Annotated in this window: 13 protein-coding genes; 6 read left to right on the top strand and 7 right to left on the bottom strand. The window is 69.9% G+C overall.

Annotated elements, in window-relative coordinates; all coding sequences use genetic code 11:
* Positions 1 to 94 precede the first annotated feature (94 nt).
* Positions 95 to 727: an urease accessory protein UreF gene (locus tag ACYQ5L_RS22715; protein ID WP_459959979.1), complete on the top strand. Its 633-nt coding sequence runs from the start codon at positions 95 to 97 to the stop codon at positions 725 to 727.
* Positions 728 to 846: 119 nt separating this feature from the next.
* Here ACYQ5L_RS22715 and ACYQ5L_RS22710 read toward each other — a convergent pair whose 3' ends face one another.
* Positions 847 to 1,797 (bottom strand): hypothetical protein, encoded by a 951-nt coding sequence (locus ACYQ5L_RS22710; protein ID WP_459959978.1) that lies wholly within the window; start codon positions 1,795 to 1,797, stop codon positions 847 to 849.
* Entirely contained in the window at positions 1,794 to 4,289 is a 2,496-nt protein-coding gene (locus ACYQ5L_RS22705; protein ID WP_459959976.1) for a hypothetical protein, read from the bottom strand. The genes ACYQ5L_RS22710 and ACYQ5L_RS22705 overlap by 4 nt, the downstream gene beginning before the upstream one ends.
* A gap of 741 nt (positions 4,290 to 5,030) precedes the next feature.
* Between ACYQ5L_RS22705 and ACYQ5L_RS22700 the strand changes: the two genes are divergently transcribed.
* From ACYQ5L_RS22700 to ACYQ5L_RS22690, 3 genes are all read left to right on the top strand, one after another.
* Complete coding sequence (locus ACYQ5L_RS22700; RefSeq protein ID WP_459959974.1) at positions 5,031 to 6,278, top strand: pentapeptide repeat-containing protein; 1,248 nt, start codon at positions 5,031 to 5,033, stop codon at positions 6,276 to 6,278.
* 63 nt (positions 6,279 to 6,341) lie between these two features.
* Positions 6,342 to 7,055 (top strand): urease accessory protein UreG, encoded by a 714-nt coding sequence (gene ureG / locus ACYQ5L_RS22695; RefSeq protein WP_459959972.1) that lies wholly within the window; start codon positions 6,342 to 6,344, stop codon positions 7,053 to 7,055.
* A gap of 38 nt (positions 7,056 to 7,093) precedes the next feature.
* Positions 7,094 to 7,744 (top strand): urease accessory protein UreD, encoded by a 651-nt coding sequence (locus ACYQ5L_RS22690; RefSeq protein WP_459959971.1) that lies wholly within the window; start codon positions 7,094 to 7,096, stop codon positions 7,742 to 7,744.
* A 243-nt stretch (positions 7,745 to 7,987) separates the two neighbouring features.
* On the opposite strand, the gene ACYQ5L_RS22685 is transcribed toward ACYQ5L_RS22690, so the two are convergent.
* The 5 genes from ACYQ5L_RS22685 to ACYQ5L_RS22665 form a co-directional block, all read right to left on the bottom strand.
* On the bottom strand, positions 7,988 to 8,761 hold the full coding sequence (locus ACYQ5L_RS22685; RefSeq protein WP_459959969.1) for a hypothetical protein: 774 nt from the start codon (positions 8,759 to 8,761) through the stop codon (positions 7,988 to 7,990).
* A gap of 183 nt (positions 8,762 to 8,944) precedes the next feature.
* The gene (locus ACYQ5L_RS22680; RefSeq protein ID WP_459959967.1) at positions 8,945 to 9,772 is read right to left on the bottom strand and encodes a hypothetical protein; all 828 of its coding nucleotides are present in this window, start codon (positions 9,770 to 9,772) and stop codon (positions 8,945 to 8,947) included.
* A 220-nt stretch (positions 9,773 to 9,992) separates the two neighbouring features.
* On the bottom strand, positions 9,993 to 11,441 hold the full coding sequence (locus ACYQ5L_RS22675; RefSeq protein WP_459959965.1) for an NAD(P)/FAD-dependent oxidoreductase: 1,449 nt from the start codon (positions 11,439 to 11,441) through the stop codon (positions 9,993 to 9,995).
* Between the two features lie 246 nt (positions 11,442 to 11,687).
* Positions 11,688 to 12,419: a serine hydrolase gene (locus ACYQ5L_RS22670; RefSeq protein ID WP_459959964.1), complete on the bottom strand. Its 732-nt coding sequence runs from the start codon at positions 12,417 to 12,419 to the stop codon at positions 11,688 to 11,690.
* 281 nt (positions 12,420 to 12,700) lie between these two features.
* Complete coding sequence (locus ACYQ5L_RS22665) at positions 12,701 to 12,886, bottom strand: hypothetical protein (RefSeq protein ID WP_379194299.1); 186 nt, start codon at positions 12,884 to 12,886, stop codon at positions 12,701 to 12,703.
* 199 nt (positions 12,887 to 13,085) lie between these two features.
* Between ACYQ5L_RS22665 and recC the strand changes: the two genes are divergently transcribed.
* Complete coding sequence (gene recC, locus ACYQ5L_RS22660; protein WP_459959961.1) at positions 13,086 to 16,394, top strand: exodeoxyribonuclease V subunit gamma; 3,309 nt, start codon at positions 13,086 to 13,088, stop codon at positions 16,392 to 16,394.
* Positions 16,395 to 16,422: 28 nt separating this feature from the next.
* On the top strand, positions 16,423 to 20,544 hold the full coding sequence (locus ACYQ5L_RS22655; protein WP_459959960.1) for a UvrD-helicase domain-containing protein: 4,122 nt from the start codon (positions 16,423 to 16,425) through the stop codon (positions 20,542 to 20,544).
* Positions 20,545 to 20,712: the final 168 nt, after the last annotated feature.

Below are 20,712 nucleotides of genomic sequence, written 5' to 3'. Positions count from 1 at the left end.
GGCTCGACCGCGCATGGCGCTGGCTACGGCTCGGGCCGAACGCCTCTGACCACACCGCTTACTATCGAACGATGCGCTATCCGGAGACCCGCCGATGAGTTTGGCCACGTTGCTCACCCTCGCCGACTCTCGCTTCCCGATCGGCGGCCACGTCCACTCCGGCGGCGTCGAAGAAGCGATCACTTCCGGGCTGCTCCGCGACGTCCCCACCGTCGAGCTCTACCTGCGCCGCCGCATCCGCACCTCGGGCCTGGTCGCCGCCTCGCTGGCCGCCGCCGTCTGCGCGGAGACTCTCACCCCGGCCCGCGCCGAGCTCGAAGCGGACGCGCGCACGCCGTCCCCCTCGGCCCGCACCGCCTCCCGTGCCCAGGGTCGCGGCTTGCTTCGTCTCGCGAAACAGGTCTGGCCGCAAGCCCCGTGGTCGGGGCTGGGAACGCGGCCGCATCTGTCGACGGTTTTCGGTGTCGTCGGTGCGGAATCCGGGGCCTCACCCGAGGAGATCGCCGGGGTCGTGGTGTACACGACCATGACCGGCGCGGCCACCGCGGCCCAGCGGCTGCTCGCGCTGGATCCTGCGGCAGTCGCAGCTTGCACGATTCGCCTCGCCGGGATCTGCGATCAGACAGCACGCCAGGCGACCAAGGGCTTGGCGGCATTGTCCGATCCGCTCCAGGATGTCCTGGCCGAGCGACACCTGCTGCGGGATATGCCGCTTTTTGCGTCGTAGGACGGGAATCCTGCTGGGGCACAGCGGGTTTACTACACATGCGGAATAGTGGGTTACCCGGGAATGCTCCCCGCGGATTACTCGGGAACAGCGCCGCGGGATTGCTCGAGGCCGCCGGTTTACTCGAGAGGGGCGCCGATCGATCGGACCGGCCCGGTACGCCAAGGCGGAGTCCAGAGTGATGACTGCCGCTCGGCTGCCGGAGTGGGGGACACCGATACTTCGATCTGATCGCGCTGCGGGCCGTACTCCAGGGACACGGTGTGCGTGCCGGCGGACGGCCGGGAAACGACGGCACGAGGGCCGGTTCCGGCCGGCTCGCCATCGACGCGCCAGTGCAGTGCGGCGGGATCGCCGTCGCCGTCGAGTTGCCCTTCCAACACCAGCAGCCCGTCGTCGTAGCGTGCCGCATTCGGCTCTGGTGGGGTGATCCGCGGGTAAGCCGGGCGCCGTTCGACATCCAGAACGGGGCTCGACACGGTGACGGTGCGGGCGCCGTCGCTGTAGCTCACCGTCAGGCGGCACTGGCCGGCGGCGGGGAGCTCGGCGAGGGGGAGTGGTACCACCGCGGGATCGCCGCCGCCGACGTCGATGAGGCCCAGCGGCACTGCCGGATCGCCGGAACCCGTTGTCTCCCAACGGGCGACGAGGTGCGCGCCGGACGGTGGTCGCGGGCCGTCGATGCGGACGGGTATTCGTACGGTCCGGTCGCGCGTCAACCGTGCACCTTCCACTGCCGTGAGGTCGAGGCTGACGGCAGCCGGTGCGGGGACCGGGCGCCGGTAGGTCTCCACCTCGTCGTGCCGCACCACGAGGTACGCGGATTCTCTTGCCAGCGGCAGGAATGCGTCGAGGCGGGTGAGGGGTGCGCCGCTGCCGGGGCAGTCCACGAGCTGTTCGATGGCCGCCGGGGCGAGGGCGAGCACTCGGCCGGACTCGTCGGTGGCGAGGACTGTCCAGCCGGATACCGGGCCGGGAGGCGGCCGCGCGTCGTCCGGGGCGCTGCCCCACCAGCCGGGAGTGAAATGGCCGCCGTGGTCGATGGTTCCGGTGATGTGCACGATGCTCATGGCCGGCCTACCTGGAGGAAGACCCGGCGCCAGCGTTCCGGGCTGGGCCAGGTGGGTTCGGGGCAGTAGGTGCGGACCATGACATCGCGGGCATTGCGCACGAACGCATTGCCCCACATGTCGTATCCCGGGACCACCACGTCCCCGCCGTTCGGGAAGGAGGCGGGCGGGTCGCCGGCTATCCCGCACAGCGCCAGGTGATTCTGCGCGAACAGATGGCAGATCTCGTGCGCGGTGGTCAATCCGGTCGCGTCGGTGGCGCCCACCCATGGTCCGGGTGCGTAGCCGCCCACTCCGACCGGGCCGACGACCAGCCAGATCTCGTCCCGCCAGGATGGTGTGGCGGTGCCGCCCCGCTCGGCGATCAGGTCCTCGATCAGGTGGCCGTTCTGCTCGACCGGGGAATTGGTCAGGGTGATGATCTGCGGATCCGGAATCGGCAGCAGGCTGGCGGCCGCGCGCAGTGCCTCCCGGCACGCCTGATCGGAGGGAGCGGGCCGCGGTTGTTCGCCCGGCGACAGATTGGTGGTGCGCCCCCACGCGCGGTAGCGAATGCGGACGCGGCGGCGGGGATGGAAGGTGACATTGTTGCCCGCCTCCAGCGTCCAGCTCGGGCCGTCCAGGCTGCGCACCCGCACGGTGGCCTCGAGCACCAGCCAGCCCGGTACACCGGTCGACCCGATCGGGCCGCCCTGACAGATCTCCGGCGGCAGTACGACATTGAACGTGCGCGGACTGTTGCCCTGCGCCAGCCACTGCTGATAGGCGGCCAGGGAGGCGAATCCGGGCCCGGACGGCAGTTCCACGTCCGAGGCTGGTGGCGCCGCATCGGCCGTCGAGTGACTCGGCCGTAATGTCGCGCCCGAGTGCCCGATCAGCGGGCCGTGCACCTCGAGAGTGGCCGACGCGGTGAGGGTTTCGCCCGGCGGCATTTGCGGCACCGCGGCCCACCAGTCGACGACCGCCACGCTGCGCTTATCGGCCACCAGCGGAATCGTCTGCCCGGCTGAGGGATTCAGGACTTCACCGCCGCCCGCAGCCTGTACCTCGACATCGCCACCGGCGACACCCTGGAAGACAGCTACCGACGCCGCTTGCAGCGCAGGGCCGGTCGCGATCAGCGAGAGCGTGGCGCGTGTGGCGCCACACGTATTGATGGCGTCGACGGCGAAGGTCGCGCGCACCGGCGAGGACGTCGCCGTGAGCACCAGCTTCCCGCTCGACGCGCTCAAACCGGTTACCGCACTGGGATATCCGGAAGCGGACAGGATGGACGTCGCCCCGGCATCCAATCCCCGCAGGGTGACGCTGTCACCCCCGAATCCCTGCCAGGCCACCCGGAACGCCTGCCCGGTCCGCAGATGCAGCGTCCCGGCATTCCACTGCTCGACCGGCCCGGTCGTCGGCGCCACATCGGCGAGCACCCGCGGTTTACCGGCGCTGTACTGCGCGGCCGCCACGGGCGCCGGACTGTCCTCGTAGGGCACCTCGGCATCCCAGTTGCCCGGGCAACCGCGCGCGTGCATGGCATCGTTGAGCCGCCGATTCCGCAGCTTCGCCCACGCGTTGTACTGCGCGATGAAGTTCAGATCCGCGAACGCCGCCGTACCGGAGATCGCATTGCCGGGCAGCGACACCACGATCACGGTGTCCGACCAGCTCGACACCGCCATCTTGCGATACACCACCCGCGAGGTGACGCTGTCCCAGGTCGCCGCAATGACTCCGACGCCCGCCGCGGGCGCGGCCCCGAACCCGTGCCCGCGGATTGTCATGGTGGGTGCGGAACCGCACGCGTCACTCACCTCGACCCGCTCGATCCCCGTGGTGGACAACGGATCACCCGGCGGCGGCGGATGCGCCACCAGATCGTCGTCCAGCAACCGCAGATATGACAGCTGACAAACAGTCGGCGATGTCCGGACGAGCGCCGCGATATCGGTCCGATCCAGCGACGGCCACCACCGCGACTGCTCGCCCGCCGCGTCACCCGTGTACTCCTCAACGGGCGTGTCGGCCAGCACCGAGAGATCGGCCTGATACCCCGGATCCCACGGATATCCGTCCAACCTCCGCTCGGCGATCGTGGCGACATTCGACAGTTGCCGGATTACGGCCGCCCCCGGAACCCCAGCCAGCCGCAATGCGGTTGCCGCGAGCGCCCGCACGCCCTCCGCATCGATCAACCCCGTCGATGCGGGCTCCTCGGCCCCGGCCCGGCCGTCCCCGGCGTGCTCCGCCTCTACCGGGTAATCACCGGCCCCCGCAGCGATGGTCTCCTCATCGACAGTGACCGTGACGCGCAGCGAACCCGCCCTGGGCCGCAATGACTCCCCGGACGTCCCCGACGCCAGATCCGGAACGGCCCGCCACAGTTCCGCCAGCGCCTCGACGAATGCCTCACCCGCCCCGAAAACCCCGTCCTCCGCGTCGAACGCTATCGCCGCCAGCCGGTCGAGCACGCGATGCGCCGCGAACAGTGGAGAATTCACGATCTCGTCGATCTCACGATCCCTGGCCCTGGCCCGCGCCACCACAGTGTCCCAGCGAACGGGCCACACAACCGCTGAACTTGGCTCGGCCATCTCAACCAGCCCCTTCGGCCACCGGCATCACACCGTAAGCCCAGGTATCTGACCTGATCGTAGCGACGCCGGCCACCCACCACAGCCGGATCGCGATATTCCCCAGCTACTTACGCGCCGAACCCAGCCTCGAACCCCCGCGACATGTCGAGCCGAAAGCCCGTCCCCTTCCCACTGGGTACCCACCCACGTTCCAACGCAACCCGGATGGTCTCGGCAACTTCCCCCGGCAATACCGGCTCTGCTGCCCGCCCCGCCCAATTACTTGGATGCGGCCGATCAGTCTTCACAACCAGCACGGCCCCGCCACCCTCGGCGAGCTCAACCGCATACGTACACGGCGACCAGCAATTCCCTTGGTCATACGTCGGCCTCCCACGCACCCTCCACCGATAGACAACCCCATCCACCGTGATCCGCCGTGACCCCTTACGAGTGAGCGTCATGCTCGTCACCTCCCGATCGACGGCCACACCGTATCGAAACCGAGCTCGGGTGCACATCCGAATATCGCACTCGCGAACGCGAATCGACTTCCGCCGGAGTGGTTCTCGATGAAATCATCGCGATATGAGTCCGGGGGTTGATCCTGCACGTGCGCGTCGCCGTCCGTCTAGCCGCGCACCACGCCGAATATCGCACCTACGAGTGCGTCCGCAACCGATTTCCAAGCGGCGCTTGGTGGTTCGGTTCGTACACCGGCTGTCCACGTGGGATGGCTGGACGAAATTGGGTGCGCTGGCAACGGCCGTGGCGGCAATCGGGGCGCTCGTGCTGACCAGTTCGTCGGTGCGGGTTAGTAGTGAGCAGCAGAGGCTGGCCGAGGAGGGGCAGATTGCGGAGCGGTTCACCAAGGCGGTGGAACAGCTCGGGCACGACAACGTGCACGTGCGGATGGGCGGGCTGTATCTGCTCGAGGAATTCGCTCGCGGCTTGGAGCGTCAGCGCGGGGTGGTATTCGAAGTAATCGGAGCCTTTGTGCGGGAGAAGGCTTCGATGAGCCCGGCATGTTCGGAGGCCATTGCTGGCGGACCTCCCTACGAGGTTCCGCGCGCGCCGGTCGAGGTGCAGACCGCACTGACCATCATCGGGCGGCGGGCCACGCCCTCACCGGAAATCGAAGTTGACCTGGCCCGTAGTTGTTTGGCGGGCACCGATTTACGGAAGGCCGCACTGCCCGGTGCGTTGCTGGACGGTGCCGATCTGACGCGCGCGAGATTGAGCGGCGCGAACCTCAGGGCGGCGCAGCTGTCGGACGCCAAGTTGTTCGAGGCCGACCTCGGGGTGCGGGGAACTGGAGCAGGAGGCGGCGCAGGATGGCACGCCAACGGCACCGGCACAGATGTGAGGTTCGAAATCGCCGGGGCACGGTATCCCGGTGTGGATCTGACGGATGCTCAGCTCAACGGCGCCGACCTGACGCGTGCTCGACTCGATGGTGCCGATCTGACAGGCGCTTACCTCGCCCAGGCGAAACTCAGTGGTGCCGGGTTGGTCGGGGCTCGTCTTACCGGTGCACACGCGTCGGTGGCCGATCTGTTCGCGGCGGACCTGGCAGGGGCGGACCTGACCAACGTGATGATGCTCAGGGCGAACATGCGAGACACGGAGCTGCGTTACGCCAAGCTCCGCAATGCATGGATGGACGGAGCAGACCTCACGAATGCCGACCTCAGTGGTGCGGATCTGCGGGGAGCGGACCTTACTGGCGTCGTTCTGACAGGCGCCTACTTCGGCGGCGACATCCAGGGCTGTGATCCGCCAACAGGGTATGCCACCGGTGAACGAGTAGATCGGTGCTCAACGTTCCCCGGCCCGTTGGCCATCTACGACAGTGAGACGAAATGGCCGGACGGTTTCGTCCCGTCGTGGATCTCGCCGGTTCCCACACGCTGAGCCCGGTAACACTGGGTTTACGTGGATCGGCCAGGATGAGAGGCGGAAAGGAGTACATCACTCATGCCACCTCATTTCATCGATGGAGAACCGCACGATCACAGCCATGACCGGCCCAAGCGGGAGCGGACGGCGGGGGAGCCGTTGCGGGTTGGGATCGGTGGGCCGGTTGGGTCCGGGAAGACGGCGCTGGTTGCGGCGTTGTGCCGGGAGCTGCGGGATGAGCTGTCGCTGGCCGTGTTGACGAATGACATCTATACGACCGAGGACGCGGATTTCTTGCGGCGGCATGCGGTGTTGCCGGATGAGCGGATTACCGCGGTGCAGACGGGCGGGTGCCCGCATACGGCTATTCGGGATGACATTACGGCGAACCTCGACGCCATCGATGACCTGATCGAGGCGAATCCGCCGCTGGATCTGATTCTGGTGGAGTCCGGTGGGGACAACCTCACCGCCACGTTCTCGTCGGGGCTGATCGATGTGCAGATCTTCGTGGTGGATGTCGCCGGTGGCGACAAGGTGCCGCGCAAGGGCGGGCCGGGCGTTACCTGGTCGGATCTGCTGGTGATCAACAAGACCGACCTGGCGCCGATGGTGGGGGCGGATCTGGGTGTGATGGACCGGGATTCGACGAAGGTGCGGGAGGGGCGGCCGTTCGTGTTCACCTCGCTGACCGAGGATCCGGCGGCTACTCCGGTGCTGGAGTGGGTGCGGGAGCAGTTGCGGGTGGCGGCGGAGCAGGATGCGGCGGCGGGTGTCGCGCATTCGCACTGACGCGCCGGGGCGTGGCGGGGCCGGTGCGGTGGTGACGCGTGCGCACTGAACTGCGGATCGTCGCCGCCGCCGGAACGCTGCCGCGGATTCACGCGGTGGGCGGGCTCGCGGCGCGGCGCACCGGGCCCGACACGGTGCACATGATCGGGACGGCGGCGACGCCGCTGGGCGGGGATGTGCTGGATATCGCGGTCGTGGTGGAGGCCGGGGCGCGGTTGACGGTGCGGTCCGTGGCGGCCACGATCGCGCTGCCGGGACGGGTGACGCGGACGTCGGTGGCGCACTGGCGGTTCGAGGTCGCGGCGGGCGGGGAGCTGGAGTTCGATCCGGAGCCGACGGTGGTGGCCGGCGGGGCCGAGCACGAGACGGTGACCACGGTCGCGCTGGAAGAGGGTGCGCGGCTGCGGCTTCGGGAGCGCGTGCAGATCGGGCGCACGGGGGAGGAGCACGGGTATTGGAGCGGTGAGCTGAGCGCGGATGTCGGTCGGCTGCCGCTGCTGCGGCATCGCCTGGAACTCGGCGCGGATGCGGTCACCGATGATTCGCTGTCGGGGCCGCGGGCTTTGGAGAGCGTGCTCACCTATCCGGATTCCCGCACGGTGGAAACCGGCGGCATGGATGCGGCCCTGCTGCCGCTGGCGGTGGGCGGAACCCTGTTCACCCGCACGGCATCCCGGCTGACCGTCTAGCGGAGCGTTCTACCGGCGCCGGTTCGCCGGCGTCAGGGGTGCAGCCCACTGGCCAGGGAATTCAGGTTCAGCAGCGCGAACAGCCAGTCGGCGGTGATGCGGTGGCCGGGGAACCGGAACATGCGAGGCACTCCAATCGACTGTGTGGCAGGAACTTTCGCGACGCGGCGGGAACCGGACTCTCACCCCCCGGTTCCCGCCGAATCACGTATCTGCGGCAAATAGCTTGTCGCCGAACGGCAATCAGTCGCCGACGACGCGCGGTGGTGCGTTGAACGCGTTCACCGCACCGACGGCCGCGCCCACTGCGGCACCGGCCACAGCCGCGGGCACGGTGATGACGGCGGCACCGGCGGCGGCCCCCAGGGCGGGACCGGCGACGAGGCCGACCGGGAAGAAGCCCGCACCGACCACGAGGCCGAGGGCCCCGCCGACGGTGGCGGAGGTGAGCGCGAACGGGGCCGCGGTGGCGGCTCCGGCCAGGGCGCCCACGGCCGCGGTGCCGACAGTCTGTCCGGCGATGCGGTCGGAGCGGCTGCGCTCCATGCCGATGGAATCGAGGAAGGTGGCGAGATTCGCCTCGACCATGGCGGCATTGTCATTGATCTGGATGGACTGCTCCTTGTCCATCCAGTCGGGTGCGGGGACCTGCACATCGCCGAAGCGGAACATGCCGGGCGGCGGGGCGATGGGCGGGACCGCGGGGACCGGGACGGGCGGATGCAGCACACCGACCGGCGCCAGGTAACGCTTGTCCGGAGCCGGACGCGACCACTGGATGGAGCTGCGCGTTTCGTCCGGAATATTGAGGCCCTCGTACGGCATCACATTGGGTGCGTCGGCGGCGGGCCACTGGGGCGCGTCGTCGTGCGCGGTCACCGGATTCGGCTGCGCGGGTGCAGCGTTGGCGGCGCCGGTTCCGACGATCGCCATGACTAGCGGAACCGCGCCCGCCGCCACCACGTTGCCGACCTTGTTGCGATGCGGGTTGAGGGCTCGGTGTTTACCTGCGGCCATGCACGACCTTTCTGTCCGGGGAACATCGACGCCCGACATTCGGACCCGTCGGTCAGGTGGATTGGTGGCGAATCGGACTATCGGAAAACATTGGCATAGCCCAGAATTAGCTCTTCGGACGGCCGAACATGGAAACGGGGCCGGAACCCCAGTTGGAGGATTCCGGCCCCGACAAATCGGCAATCACTCGATCGTTGCTGCCTCGACGGTCTCGAGGACCGCGTCAACCTCGGTTACCGCATCGGCGACGGGCGCCGGTTCGGTTGCCGGAGCCAGGAATCCATTCGCCGCGCCGACCGCCGCGCCGATGCCGGCGCCCACGGTCGCCGCCGGCACCGCGACCAGGGTGAAGGCCGCGGTCGCGCCCACCGCCGGTCCGAAGACCCAGCCGGCCGGTGCGAACGGCGTGCCCGCCATGGCGCCCACGAACCCGCCCATGACGACCGCGAAGGCCTCCACGGGCGCGGCCACGCCCACGCCCACGGCCGCGCCGACCGCGGCCGTGCCGACGGTCTGCGCCGCGATCCGATCCGAGCGGCTCGGCTCGAATCCGGCCGCGTCGAGGGTGCTCGCCAGCTCGGCCTCGGTCCCGGCGGCGAGGGCATTGACCTGAGCGGCCTGCTCAGGGGTGAGCCACGGCGGGATATCGACCTGGGTGTCGCCGAAGCGCAGCTTGCCCTCCGGCGCGGCGATGGGCGCGACGACCCGCGCGTCGGCCGGATCCGGCATGCGCAGTTCCTGCACGTCCACCGGCGCGAGGGGGCCGTTCGGAATATCGCGCACTCCGGTCGAGGAGTTGCGATCCACCCGCACGACGGGCGCCACCTCGGCGGCCGGGGCCTCGCCGAGCGCTGCGGGCTCGGCGTCCACGGCGGCTTCGGTATACGCCGCGACGGGCACGGTGTCGAGATAGGTCCGCACCCCTTCCGCCACGGCCGGCGGCACCGGAACCGTCAGCGGCCCCATCGGCGAGTCGAGGACGACGGCGGGTTGCGCACCCTCGGTGACCACCGGTTCCGCGGATGCCGTTCCGGCGGTGGATAATACGGCTGCCAGTGGCAATGCCCCCGCGATGGCGAGTGAGCCCATTCGCCGGCGACGGGGTGAAACCTGATCAACCGGTTGGCGTTTGCCCATGGGTGACCTTTCTAACGAATGTTCATGGATGCGGAACATTCGGATCCGGCCGGTGTGCCGGATTGGTCGGGTCAAGCGCCCTATGACGGTGGGATCAGGCGGTACGGGGTCCAGCTTGAGGACCGGTCGGTGTATTCGCCACGGGTTTGCCGTTCCCCGTAGGGGTTTCGCCGCCGATCTGCTTGTGGAGCTCGAGCGCTTCCTGTGGATCGTCGAGCGCTTCCAGGGCGAGGCGCGCGAACACCCACTGCTCGGTGGCGGCCATCTGCCCGCGGTGCCGGCCCAGGAAGGATACGAACCATTCGAGCACGGTGACGAACCGGCTGCGGAAGCCGACCAGGTACCACAGGTGCAGCGCCAGCCACGCCAGCCAGGCGATGAACCCGCTGAACTCCAGCTTGCCGACCTGGCAGACCGCGTTGAACCGCGACACGGTGGCCATGGAGCCCTTGTCGAAGTATTTGAACGGCTTGCGGTCCTCGGGCTTGTGCGCCCCGTCCAGCTCCGCCTTGATGGTGCGCGCCGCATAGGTGCCGCCCTGGATGGCGCCCTGCGCCTGTCCGGGCACGCCCGGCACGGACATGAGGTCGCCGACCACGAAGACGTTCGGGTATCCCTTGATGGTCAGGTCCGGTTCGACCACCACGCGCCCGGCCCGGTCCACCTCGGTGCCCTTGGACCGTTCCGCGAGCAGCTTGCCCAGCTCGCTGGCCTGCACGCCGGCCGACCACACCTTGCACGCGGATTCGATGCGGCGCTCGGAGCCGTCCTTGTCCTTGATGGTCACCCCGCGCGCGTCGACATTGGTGACCATGGCGTTGAGCTGGATCTCCACGCCCATCTTCTCGAGCCGCTTGTGCGCCTTGCCGCCCAGCTTGGGACCCATGGGCGCGAGCACCGCGCCGGCGCCCTCGACCAGGATGACGCGCGCGTCGCGGGTGTCGATATTGCGGAACGCGCCGTCGAGGGTGCGGTCGGCGAGTTCGGCGATCTGCCCGGCCAATTCGACGCCGGTGGGGCCCGCGCCGACCACCACGAAGGTCATGAACCGGTCCCGGACCTCCTGCGACTTGGCCAGCTCGGCCTCCTCGAAGGAGCCCAGGATGCGGGCGCGCAGCTCGAGCGCGTCGTCGATGGTCTTCATGCCCGGCGCGTAGGTGGCGAAGTGGTCGTTGCCGAAGTACGACTGCTGCGCGCCGGTGGCCACGATGAGGCTGTCGAACGGCGTGACGGTGTCCGCGTCCAGCAGCCGCGAGGTGACGGTCCCGCCCTCGACGTCGATATCGTGCACATCGCCCATGATCACGCGCACGTTCTTCTGCTTGCGCAGCACGATGCGGGTGGAGGGGGCGATCTCGCCGACGGACAGAATGCCGGTCGCGACCTGGTACAGCAGCGGCTGGAAGAGGTGGGTGGAGGTCTTGGAGATCAGGGTGATGTCGACGTCGGCCTTGCGCAGATGCTTGCAGGCGAACAGTCCACCGAACCCGGACCCGATCACCACCACGCGGTGGCGCTGCTCAACGGAATTATCGGCGTTCATCTAGTTCTTCCCTGCTCCTAGGCCAGACGGTGAAACTACGACACTTCACGCCCCAGGGTAGTAGGACGTGAGGTGCGAGGACCAATCAGGACCAAAACCCGAAACCGACCAAGCGAACCACCTCGAAAATACAATATGGACGGTCTTTCAGGGCGAAATGGCGCACCCCGAGGGGTGCGCCATTTCGTTCGAACCGGGGTCGGCGACTGTGCCCGAACGGGCTCGGCGACTTCGCCCGAGCCGGGCTCAGCGGCCTTGGAGGAGCAGTTGCGCGACGTGCGTGGTGGTCTCCGCGCCCTCGGCGTAGCCGCCGCCGGGGCCCTGATCGCTCATGATGGCGAGGGTGTAGCGCTCGCCCGGGCCGGCGAAGCCGACCGAGTTGACGACCCAGCCGCCCTGTTCGGCGGACCAGCCGTTCTTCAGGCCGGGCTGCATGGCCGCGCCCGCGCCCCACACGCCCCAGTGCTGGTTGGTGTCGACCTGGCGCATGCGATCGACCAGGTAGGCGCGGTCGTCGGGGTGCATGCGGGTGAGGATGTTGTCCATCAACCGGTCCAGGTCCGCGGGGCTGCACTGCTGGAAACCCCAGTCCGGGAACAGTTTGATCTGCTCGGGGGCGGTGACCGGGGGCAGCGGGACCAGGCCGCTCATGCCATTGGCGCGGAAGGCGTTCTGGAAGGCCATGCGGTCGATGCCGGCGTACTTGTTCCACAGAATGTCGGCGGCATTGTCATTGGAGGTTGCCAGCATGGACTCCATCAGCGCGCGATCGCCCGGGTCCAGGGTGATGGCGCCGATGCGGGCGCGGTTCAGCAGATCCTCCGCGATCGCCAGCTTGATGGTGGAGGCGGTCCAGAACATGGTGTCCGCGTTGCCATTCCGGTAGATGCCGCCGGTGACCCGGTCGCGCACCACGTATCCGGTGACGCCGGGGCGGGTGCTCAGGTAGCTGTCGACCTTGGCGATGCGATTGCTCATATCGCAGTCGAAGCCGGGTTGACACCCCTGCGTCATGACCGGCGACGCGCCGGCGACAGGAAGTAACGCCGGGGCCGCCGGCAGCAGAGCAGCGGCTAGGACGCAAGCGGAGGCGGCCACACGGGAGCGCCGGGCCATCGGAGAACGCACGGTGCACCACAATAGACATGACAACGTCCGCTATGCACGTCTTGAGGTAGTTCGCCGGGTGTGCTACTGAAACGCCGCTGTCCCAGTGGGTTTCGCCGCGCGCCGCCGCGCCGTGCCGCCGGCCGGACCGATCAGCGGAAGGCCGCCCGTAGTTCCTCGATGGTGCGGCCGTTGAGGCGATAGCAGTGCTCGAACGCCTCGGTGTGCCGATCCTTGGGCCACGACTGCAGGACGACGGTGCGGCCGTAGTAGCGCGAGTTGACCAGCTCCCAGCGGTCCCCGACCCGGCGAACCGTGAACCCGCGTCTCGGGACCATGGGAATCACCGACGCAGACATCGACTTCTACCAGCCTTTCCTAGCGACTTGCCGACCTCCCCGAAAGGCACTGTCGCATACCACATGCGAATTTCGGCGTGACGCGCCCTAGCTAATCTTCGGCGTGTGTCGGGTGTCACCCGGCGAGCCGCGGCGCTTGGTGTTTGCATGTCGTTCGCCGACTGTATAAACACAGCTCGTGCACATTCACCGGGCCGAGCGTGCGGACACGCTCGCCGACGCGCTGGCCGAGCTGCTCGCCGATCCGCTCGGTGATCCCTTCACCCCCGAAGTGGTCGCGGTTCCGGCCAAGGGGATCGAGCGGTGGCTGAATCAGCGGCTGTCGGCGGTGCTCGGCAGCGGTGCGGGGGCCGACGGGGTGTCGGCCAATATCGACTTCGCGGATCCGGCGGGGCTGGTGGCGGCCGTGCTGGCCGAGGCGACCGGTATGGCTCCGGAGGAAGATCCCTGGGCGCCCGAGCGATTGGTGTGGACGCTGCTGCCGGTGCTGGACTCGGTGCTGGGCGAGCCGTGGGCGGCGGTGCCGGCGCGGCATCTGGGACACGGGGATCCGGGCGCGTACCGGGTGGGGCGGCGGTATGCGACGGCGGCGCGAATCGCGGAACTGTTCGCGAGCTATGGCACACAGCGCCCGGCCCTGATCACGGACTGGGCGGGCGGCTCGGATACCGATGGCGCGGGGAACGCCTTGCCCGCGGATCTGTTGTGGCAGCCGCGGTTGTGGCGGCGGCTGCGGGATGCGGTGGGCGTGCCGAGCCCGGCCGAGCGGCTGGAAGCGGCGTGTGCGCGACTGCGGGCCGAACCGGGCGTGGTGGGGCTGCCGGAGCGGTTGTCGCTGTTCGGCGTGACGCGATTGACGACCGACCAGTTGGAGGTGTTGTCGGCGCTGTCGGCCGGGCGGCAGGTGCACCTGTGGCTGGTGCATCCCAGCCCCGCGCTGTGGACCAAGCTGGCCGATGCCGAGGTTATCCCGAATTCCGGTGTGCGGGTGCGGCATCCGCTGCTGGCGGCGCTCGGGCGCGATGTGCGCGAGCTGCAGGAGCGGCTGTCGGGCTACGACCACATCGACACCTACCATCCGATGCCGGAGCAGCTCGGACCGCGCACCCTGCTGAGCGAGCTGCAGGCCGCCATCCGGCAGGACCGCTGGTCGCTCATGCCGGAAGCCGCCCTGGCCGACGGGACCATCAGCGTGCACTCCTGTCACGGGCCGGCGCGGCAGGTCGAGGTGCTGCGGGATGCGCTGCTCGGATTGTTCGGCGCCGACCCGACCTTGGAGCCGCGCGACGTGATCGTCATGTGCCCGGACGTCGAGAGCTACGCGCCGCTGGTGCGCGCCGCGTTCGGCCAGTGGTCCCTGGACGGGGCCGCGCCGGGTCATCCCGCGCACGGGCTGCGGGTGCGGCTCGCCGATCGCGCGCAACGGGCGGTGAACCCGCTGCTCGATGTGATCGGCACTCTGCTGGAGCTCGCCGACGGCCGGGTCACCGCCACCGAGGTGCTGGATCTGGCTGCGGCGGAACCGGTTCGGCTGCGCTGCGGGTTCGACGAGGACGATATCGAGCGGCTACGCGAATGGGCCGCGGAGACCGGTGCGCGCTGGGGGATCGGGCAGCGCCAGCGACAGGCGTTCGGGCTGGGCGATTTCGCGCAGAACACGCTCAATGCCGCCGTCGACCGGATCCTGCTGGGCGTGGCCGCGGGCGAATCCACCGAGGACTGGCTGGATCTCGTGCTGCCGCTCGACGACGTGGACTCCAATGACATCGACCTGGCCGGGCGCTTCGCGGAATTCATCGACCGGCTCGCGGTGTGCCTGCGGGATCTGCGCGGCACCTCGCTGGCCGAACCGGCCGGGACCGCGCGGCCGGCCACCGAATGGGCGAGCGTGCTCGGGCGGGCCCTGGACCTGCTCACCGATGTGCCGCTCACCCAGGGCTGGATGGGCGTGCAGGCGCGGCGCGAGCTGGCCGCGGCGACCGAGCACGCGGGCGAGATTCCCTTGCGGCTCACCGATATTGCCGCGCTGCTGGCGGCGCGGCTGGCCGGGCGGCCCTCGCGCGCCAACTTCCGCACCGGCGAGCTGACGGTGTGCACCATGGTGCCCATGCGGTCGGTGCCGCATCGCGTGGTGGTGCTGCTGGGCCTCGACGACGAGATCTTCCCGCGCACCGGCGGCGTGGACGGCGACGACGTGCTGGCCCGGCACCGCTGCCCCGGTGACCGCGACCCGCGCAGCGAGGACCGTCAGCTGCTCCTCGATGCCATCATGGCGGCGGGGGAGCGACTCGTATTGCTGCACACCGGATCCGACCCGGTGAGCGGCGCCCACCGCCCGCCCGCCATACCGCTGGCGGAAGTCCTCGACACGGTGCGCGCCCACGTCGGCGCCGACGCCATGGGCGAGGTGGTGACCCGGCATCCGCTGCAGCCCTTCGATCGCCGTAACTTCCAGCCCGGCAAGCCCTTCAGCTTCGACACCGTCGCCCTCGCCGGAGCCCTGGCCGCCGGTCGGCCGCCCGCGCCGCGCCCGCCCTTCCTGGCTGCGCCCTTGCCCGGCGCCGAACGCGGCGACGTGGAACTGGCCGATGTGATCTCCTTCGCCGAACATCCGGTGCGCGCATTCCTGTGGCAGCGCTTGGGTATTCGCGTTCCCGAGGACGAGGAGGAGATCGCCGACCGCCTGCCCATCGAACTCGACGGCCTCACCAAATGGAATATGGGCGAACGCATGCTGTCCGCCCGCCTCACCGGCGTCGACCCCAATGCGCTGCGCGCCGCCGAATGGCGGCGCGGCACCCTGCCGCCGTTCGGCCTGGGCGCCGCCGTTCTCGACGATGTCGAATCCACCGTGGACCGCCTCGTGCGCGTGGCCCAGCCGCTGCACGAGATCCCCTCCCGCACCATCGATATCGCCGTCGACCTCGGCGACGGCCGCCGCCTCACCGGGACCGTGCCCGACGTCCACGACGACGCCCTGTTGCGCACCACCTTCTCCCGCCTGGCCCCCAAGCACCGCATGGCCGCGTGGGTCCGCCTGCTCGCCCTCGCCGCCACCGCCGGGCACCAATCCTGGCGCGCCATCACCATCGGCCGCGGCAAGGGCTCCCGCCCCGCCTGGCAATCCACGCTCACCGCACCCGACTGCGCCACCGCCCGCGCCCTGTTGCGCGATCTGGTGGCCCTGCGCGACGAGGGGCTGACCGAACCGCTCCCCATCACTCCCGCCGCCACGGCCGTCTACGCCGAACGCCGCGCCGGCGGCGCGCCTCCGGAGGACGCCCTGCAGTCGGCCGAAGAGGAATTCGCGGGGAAGTACGGTGACAACACCGACCGCTACCTCCGCCACATCCTCGGCCCGGCCCCGCGTTTCCACCAGCTGACCGGCCCGTCCCAGGAAGGCGCGATCGAACCCACCCGCTTCGGAGAGCTGGCGCGTCGCCTCTGGATTCCGTTGCTCACCAACGAGAATCAGAGCCAGCCATGACCCCCGGCCCCGAAAACGGAAGGCACGGATGACCGACGACCTCTTCTCCCTCGCCGACCTCGCCCCGGCGCCCGCGCCCACCCGCGCCCGCCGCGGCGCCGAACCGAACGCGGGCGACCGGTCCCGCCGCCGCCCCGCCGCGGCCGGGGAAACCGACGACCTGTTCGGGACGGCCGCCGCCGCGCCCGCGGACGGTACCGATTCCGGCCGCGATGGTTCGGCCCGCGCCGACGCGTGTGCGGCAGATCCCGCCGCCGGGAAGGAAGGAGCCGGTGCGGATCGGGAGACCGGTCGCGTGGTTGATGAGTTTTCCCACAGCACAGGCGATTCGGAGCGGATCGGGGCGGCGCCGGTCAGGCGTGCAGTCCGCGCCGGAGCGGCTATCGAGGGTGCGGATGGCAGTCCCGGAGCCGCGGCATCGGATGCGGCGGACGGGCCGATGAGCTCGACAGCGGCACCCGCAGTGGCGGCGTCGGCAACCATTGCGGCGGAAGCGGAATCGGAGACCGGCGCAGAGGTGCGCTCGGAGGCGAGCCTGGCCGAATCATCCACGGCCGGTGCGGGGATGAGCGGTGAGCTGTTCGAGGTCGAGGCGGTTCCGGGCGCTGGCGGACCGTTGGCGGGCGCACGGGCGGAGGAGGAACCGCGATCGGCTGTGCAGAGGGATGCGGCGCCGGAACCCGGCGGCGCAGCCGGTGATTCTGCCGAAAGTGGCGAGGCGCTCGGACTCGACGAGGAAATCGGTGCGGGGGAAGGGCTTTGGGGCACGGGTGTGCGAACCGGGGCGGAGTCGCCTTCGGGAGGAGTGAGTGTGGTCGCGGTGCACGGGGACTCGGGGGATCGGTTCGAGTTGACCGGGCCGCTGCCGGTGGGGACCACTGTGCTGGAGGCCAGTGCGGGGACGGGGAAGACCTACGCCATCGTGGGGCTGGCGGTGCGGTTCGTGGCCGAGGCCGGGGTGGATATCTCCGAGCTGCTGCTGGTGACGTTCAGCCGGGCCGCGACGCAGGAGTTGCGGGAGCGGACCCGGGATCGGTTCGTGGGAGTGGCCGCGGCGCTGGCGGATCCGGAGCGGGCGCGGGCCGAGGGGGATGACCTCGTCAAGCATTTGGCGGCGGCGGGGCCCAGTGAGGTGGCGGCGCGGCGGGAGCGGCTGCTGGCGGCGCTGTCGGATTTCGATGCGGGGACCATTGCCACCACGCACAGTTTCTGCCAGCGGATGCTGGATGAGCTGGGATTGGCGGGCGAGCAGGATCCGGGGGTCCGGTTGGTCGAGGGCATCGAGGATGTGGTGTCGACCGTCGCCGATGACCTGTATCTGAGCCGGTATGCGCGCGGGAACGCACCGTTCGGGCCGGCGGATGCGCAGCGACTGGCCGCGGCGGCGGTGGGAGACGGGCATGCGGTGCTGGTTCCCGAAGGGGAGGGTGACGACGATCCGGCGGGGGAACGGGTGGCGTTCGCGCAGGCTGCGCGGGTGGAGACGGCGCGGCGGAAAAGGCTTGCGGGGCTGCGTGATTTCGACGACCTGCTGGTGCTGCTGCACGAGGTGCTGGCCGATGGCGAGCACGGGCCGCGGGCCTGTCAGCGGATCCGGGATCGGTACCGGGTGGCGCTGGTGGACGAGTTCCAGGACACCGACCCGCTGCAGTGGGATATCTTGCGGCGCGCCTTCCACGGGCATGCGACGCTCGTCCTGGTCGGCGATCCGAAGCAGGCCATCTACGCCTTCCGGGGCGCGGAGGTGCTCAGCTATCTCGACGCGGTCGCGCACGCGGACGCGCGCAAGGAGCTGACCACCAACTGGCGCAGCGATGCGGGGCTGCTGGCGGCGCTGGAACACCTGCACGGCGGTGCGGCCCTGGGGCACAAGGAGATCACCGTGCACAAGATCTCGGCGACCCGGCCGTTCTCGCGACTGGCGGGGGAGCCGGAGGCGGTGGTTCCGTTCCGGCTGCGGTGTTTTCCGCGCACGGGGGCCGGAGCATTGAACCGGTCCGGGTATCCGACCGTCGGCAAGCAGCGCGAGCGTATCGCCATCGATGTGGCGGCCGATATCGTGCGGCTGCTGGAATCCGGCACCCGCATCGACGCCGGGACGCCGAAGGAACGGCCGGTCGGGCCGGGCGATATCGCCGTCCTGGTGCGCAATCGCAATCAGCTCGACCTGGTGCGCAAGGAGCTCGAGACCGCGGGCGTGGCCTCGGTGCTCGCCGGTGGGGCAAGCGTTTTCGGCACCACCGCCGCGGCGGAATGGCTGTGGGTGCTGCACGCTCTCGAACAGCCGCACCGCGCCGACCGGGTGCGGCTCGCGGCGGGCACCGCCCTGCTCGGGCTGAGCGCGGTCGACATCGACGCCGGCGGAGCGGATCTGGTGGGCCGGCTCAGCGCCGAACTGCGCGAGTCCGCCCGGCTGTTCGCCCGTGCCGGATTCGCCGCCGTCTTCGAGAAGATGAGCGCCGAAACGAAACTCGCGCCGCGCCTGCTCGGCCTGGAAGGCGGCGAGCGGCAGCTCACCGACCTCCGCCAGATCGCGCAGCTGCTCGACGAAGCCGCCCTGCGGGAGGGTTTGGGCCTGTCCGCGCTCACCCGCTGGCTGGCCGACCGCGTCCGCGATCCCGCCTCCGGCAGCGTCGCCGATCGCAGCCGCCGCCTGGACCGCGATGCCGCAGCGGTGCAGATCGCCACCGTGCACGCCAGCAAGGGGCTCGAATTCCCCATCGTGTACCTGCCGTTCGCGTGGGACGCGGCCAAGATGCGCAACCCGTCGACGCTGCTGTTCCACGACGATCAGGGCCGCCGCGTCCTGGATGTCGGCGGCCCGGACGCGGTGGGCTACAACTCCCGGCGCCTGCGGGCCGAGGCCGAGGAGGCCGCCGAGGAATTGCGCCTGCTCTACGTCGCGCTCACCCGCGCGGGTGCTCAAGTGGTGGCCTGGTGGGCGCCCGCCTACGACACCCAGACCGCGCCCCTGCACCGCATGATCCTCGGCCGCGAACCGGGCAGCCCCGTGGTGGCCGACAAAGCGCCGGTGCCCGCGGACTCGGTTGTGCTGGAGCGCTTCTCGGAATGGGCGGCCTCGACGGCCGAACCCGGCATCATCACCATCGAGCCGGTGGAACGCGCCACCCGCGCCCGGCTGCCGCGCGCCGAGACCGGCGGCGCCGCCGAGACCCTGGAGGCCGCGCACTTCGACCGCCACCTCGACCAGAACTGGCGGCGCACCTCGTATTCGGCGCTCACCGCGGGCGCGCACGACGCCATGCCCGCCGGGGACGCGCCCGACGGCGGCGGCGTCGACGACGAACCCGCTACACCCTCGGTGCTCTCCGACGAACTCGACGTCCCCGCCGCCGCGCCGTCGCTCATGAACACGCTGCCCTACGGCGCGGAATTCGGCACCCTCGTGCACGAGATCCTGGAATACATCGACACCGACGCCCCCGACCTGGCCGCCGAACTCCGCGCCCGCTGCCAGCACGCCGTCGCCGAACAGCTCTTCGACGCCGACCCGGAGGTCCTCGCCGATGCGCTGCTCGCCGTCATGCACACCCCCATCGGATTCGGTTGCCTGGCAGACATTTCCGCGCGCGACCGGCTCAGCGAAATGGATTTCGAACTCCCCCTGACCGGTGGCGACGACCCCACCGCCACCCGCGTCACCGTCCCCGATATCGCCGGCCTGCTGCGGCGCCACCTGCCACCCGACGACATCCTGGCCCCCTACGCCGACCAGATAGCCCACCTCGACGACACCCCGCTGCGCGGCTACCTCACCGGCAGCATCGATGCCGTCCTGCGCACCGACGGCCCCCGCTTCTACGTCGTCGACTACAAGACCAACCGCCTCGCCCAGGGTGACCTCACCGTCGCCCACTACACCCGCGACCGCATGGCCGCCGAGATGATGCGCTCCCACTACCCCCTGCAGGCCATCCTGTATTCCGTTGCCCTGCACCGCTACCTGCGCTGGCGCCTGCCCGGCTACGACCCGGCCCGCCACCTCGGCGGCATCCGCTACCTGTTCGTCCGCGGCATGATCGGTCCCGACACCCCGGACGGCTGCGGCGTCTTCGACTGGAACCCGCCCGCCGCCCTCGTCGAGGAACTGTCCGCCCTGCTCGCCGGTGAGATCGAGGTGATCCGATGACGCCCAGGATCGGCCACATTCGCGCCGTCGGGGGCCATGGCCGCGCCGCCCGGGCGATGGCTGGCACCCGCTTGTCGAGGGCGCTTCGCGCCGCCGCCGGAATTCGGCGGTCGCTCGAGAGCTCCGGGCGAGCAACCAGAGGTCCCGGAATGACGGGGGGACCCTCTG

Source organism: Nocardia sp. IFM 10818 (genome assembly GCF_054655275.1).
The sequence above is the reverse complement of the archived record's forward strand: the minus strand, read 5'-3'. Positions and strand labels throughout refer to the sequence as shown.

Coding starts and splice junctions, on each gene's coding strand:
- ACYQ5L_RS22715 (WP_459959979.1), top strand. CDS start 95: ATGAGTTTGGCCACGTTGCTCACCCTCGCCGACTCTCGCTTCCCGATC.
- ACYQ5L_RS22710 (WP_459959978.1), bottom strand. CDS start 1,797: ATGAGCATCGTGCACATCACCGGAACCATCGACCACGGCGGCCATTTC.
- ACYQ5L_RS22665 (WP_379194299.1), bottom strand. CDS start 12,886: ATGGTCCCGAGACGCGGGTTCACGGTTCGCCGGGTCGGGGACCGCTGG.
- ACYQ5L_RS22675 (WP_459959965.1), bottom strand. CDS start 11,441: ATGAACGCCGATAATTCCGTTGAGCAGCGCCACCGCGTGGTGGTGATC.
- ACYQ5L_RS22655 (WP_459959960.1), top strand. CDS start 16,423: ATGACCGACGACCTCTTCTCCCTCGCCGACCTCGCCCCGGCGCCCGCG.
- ACYQ5L_RS22670 (WP_459959964.1), bottom strand. CDS start 12,419: ATGAGCAATCGCATCGCCAAGGTCGACAGCTACCTGAGCACCCGCCCC.
- ACYQ5L_RS22685 (WP_459959969.1), bottom strand. CDS start 8,761: ATGGCCGCAGGTAAACACCGAGCCCTCAACCCGCATCGCAACAAGGTC.
- ureG (WP_459959972.1), top strand. CDS start 6,342: ATGCCACCTCATTTCATCGATGGAGAACCGCACGATCACAGCCATGAC.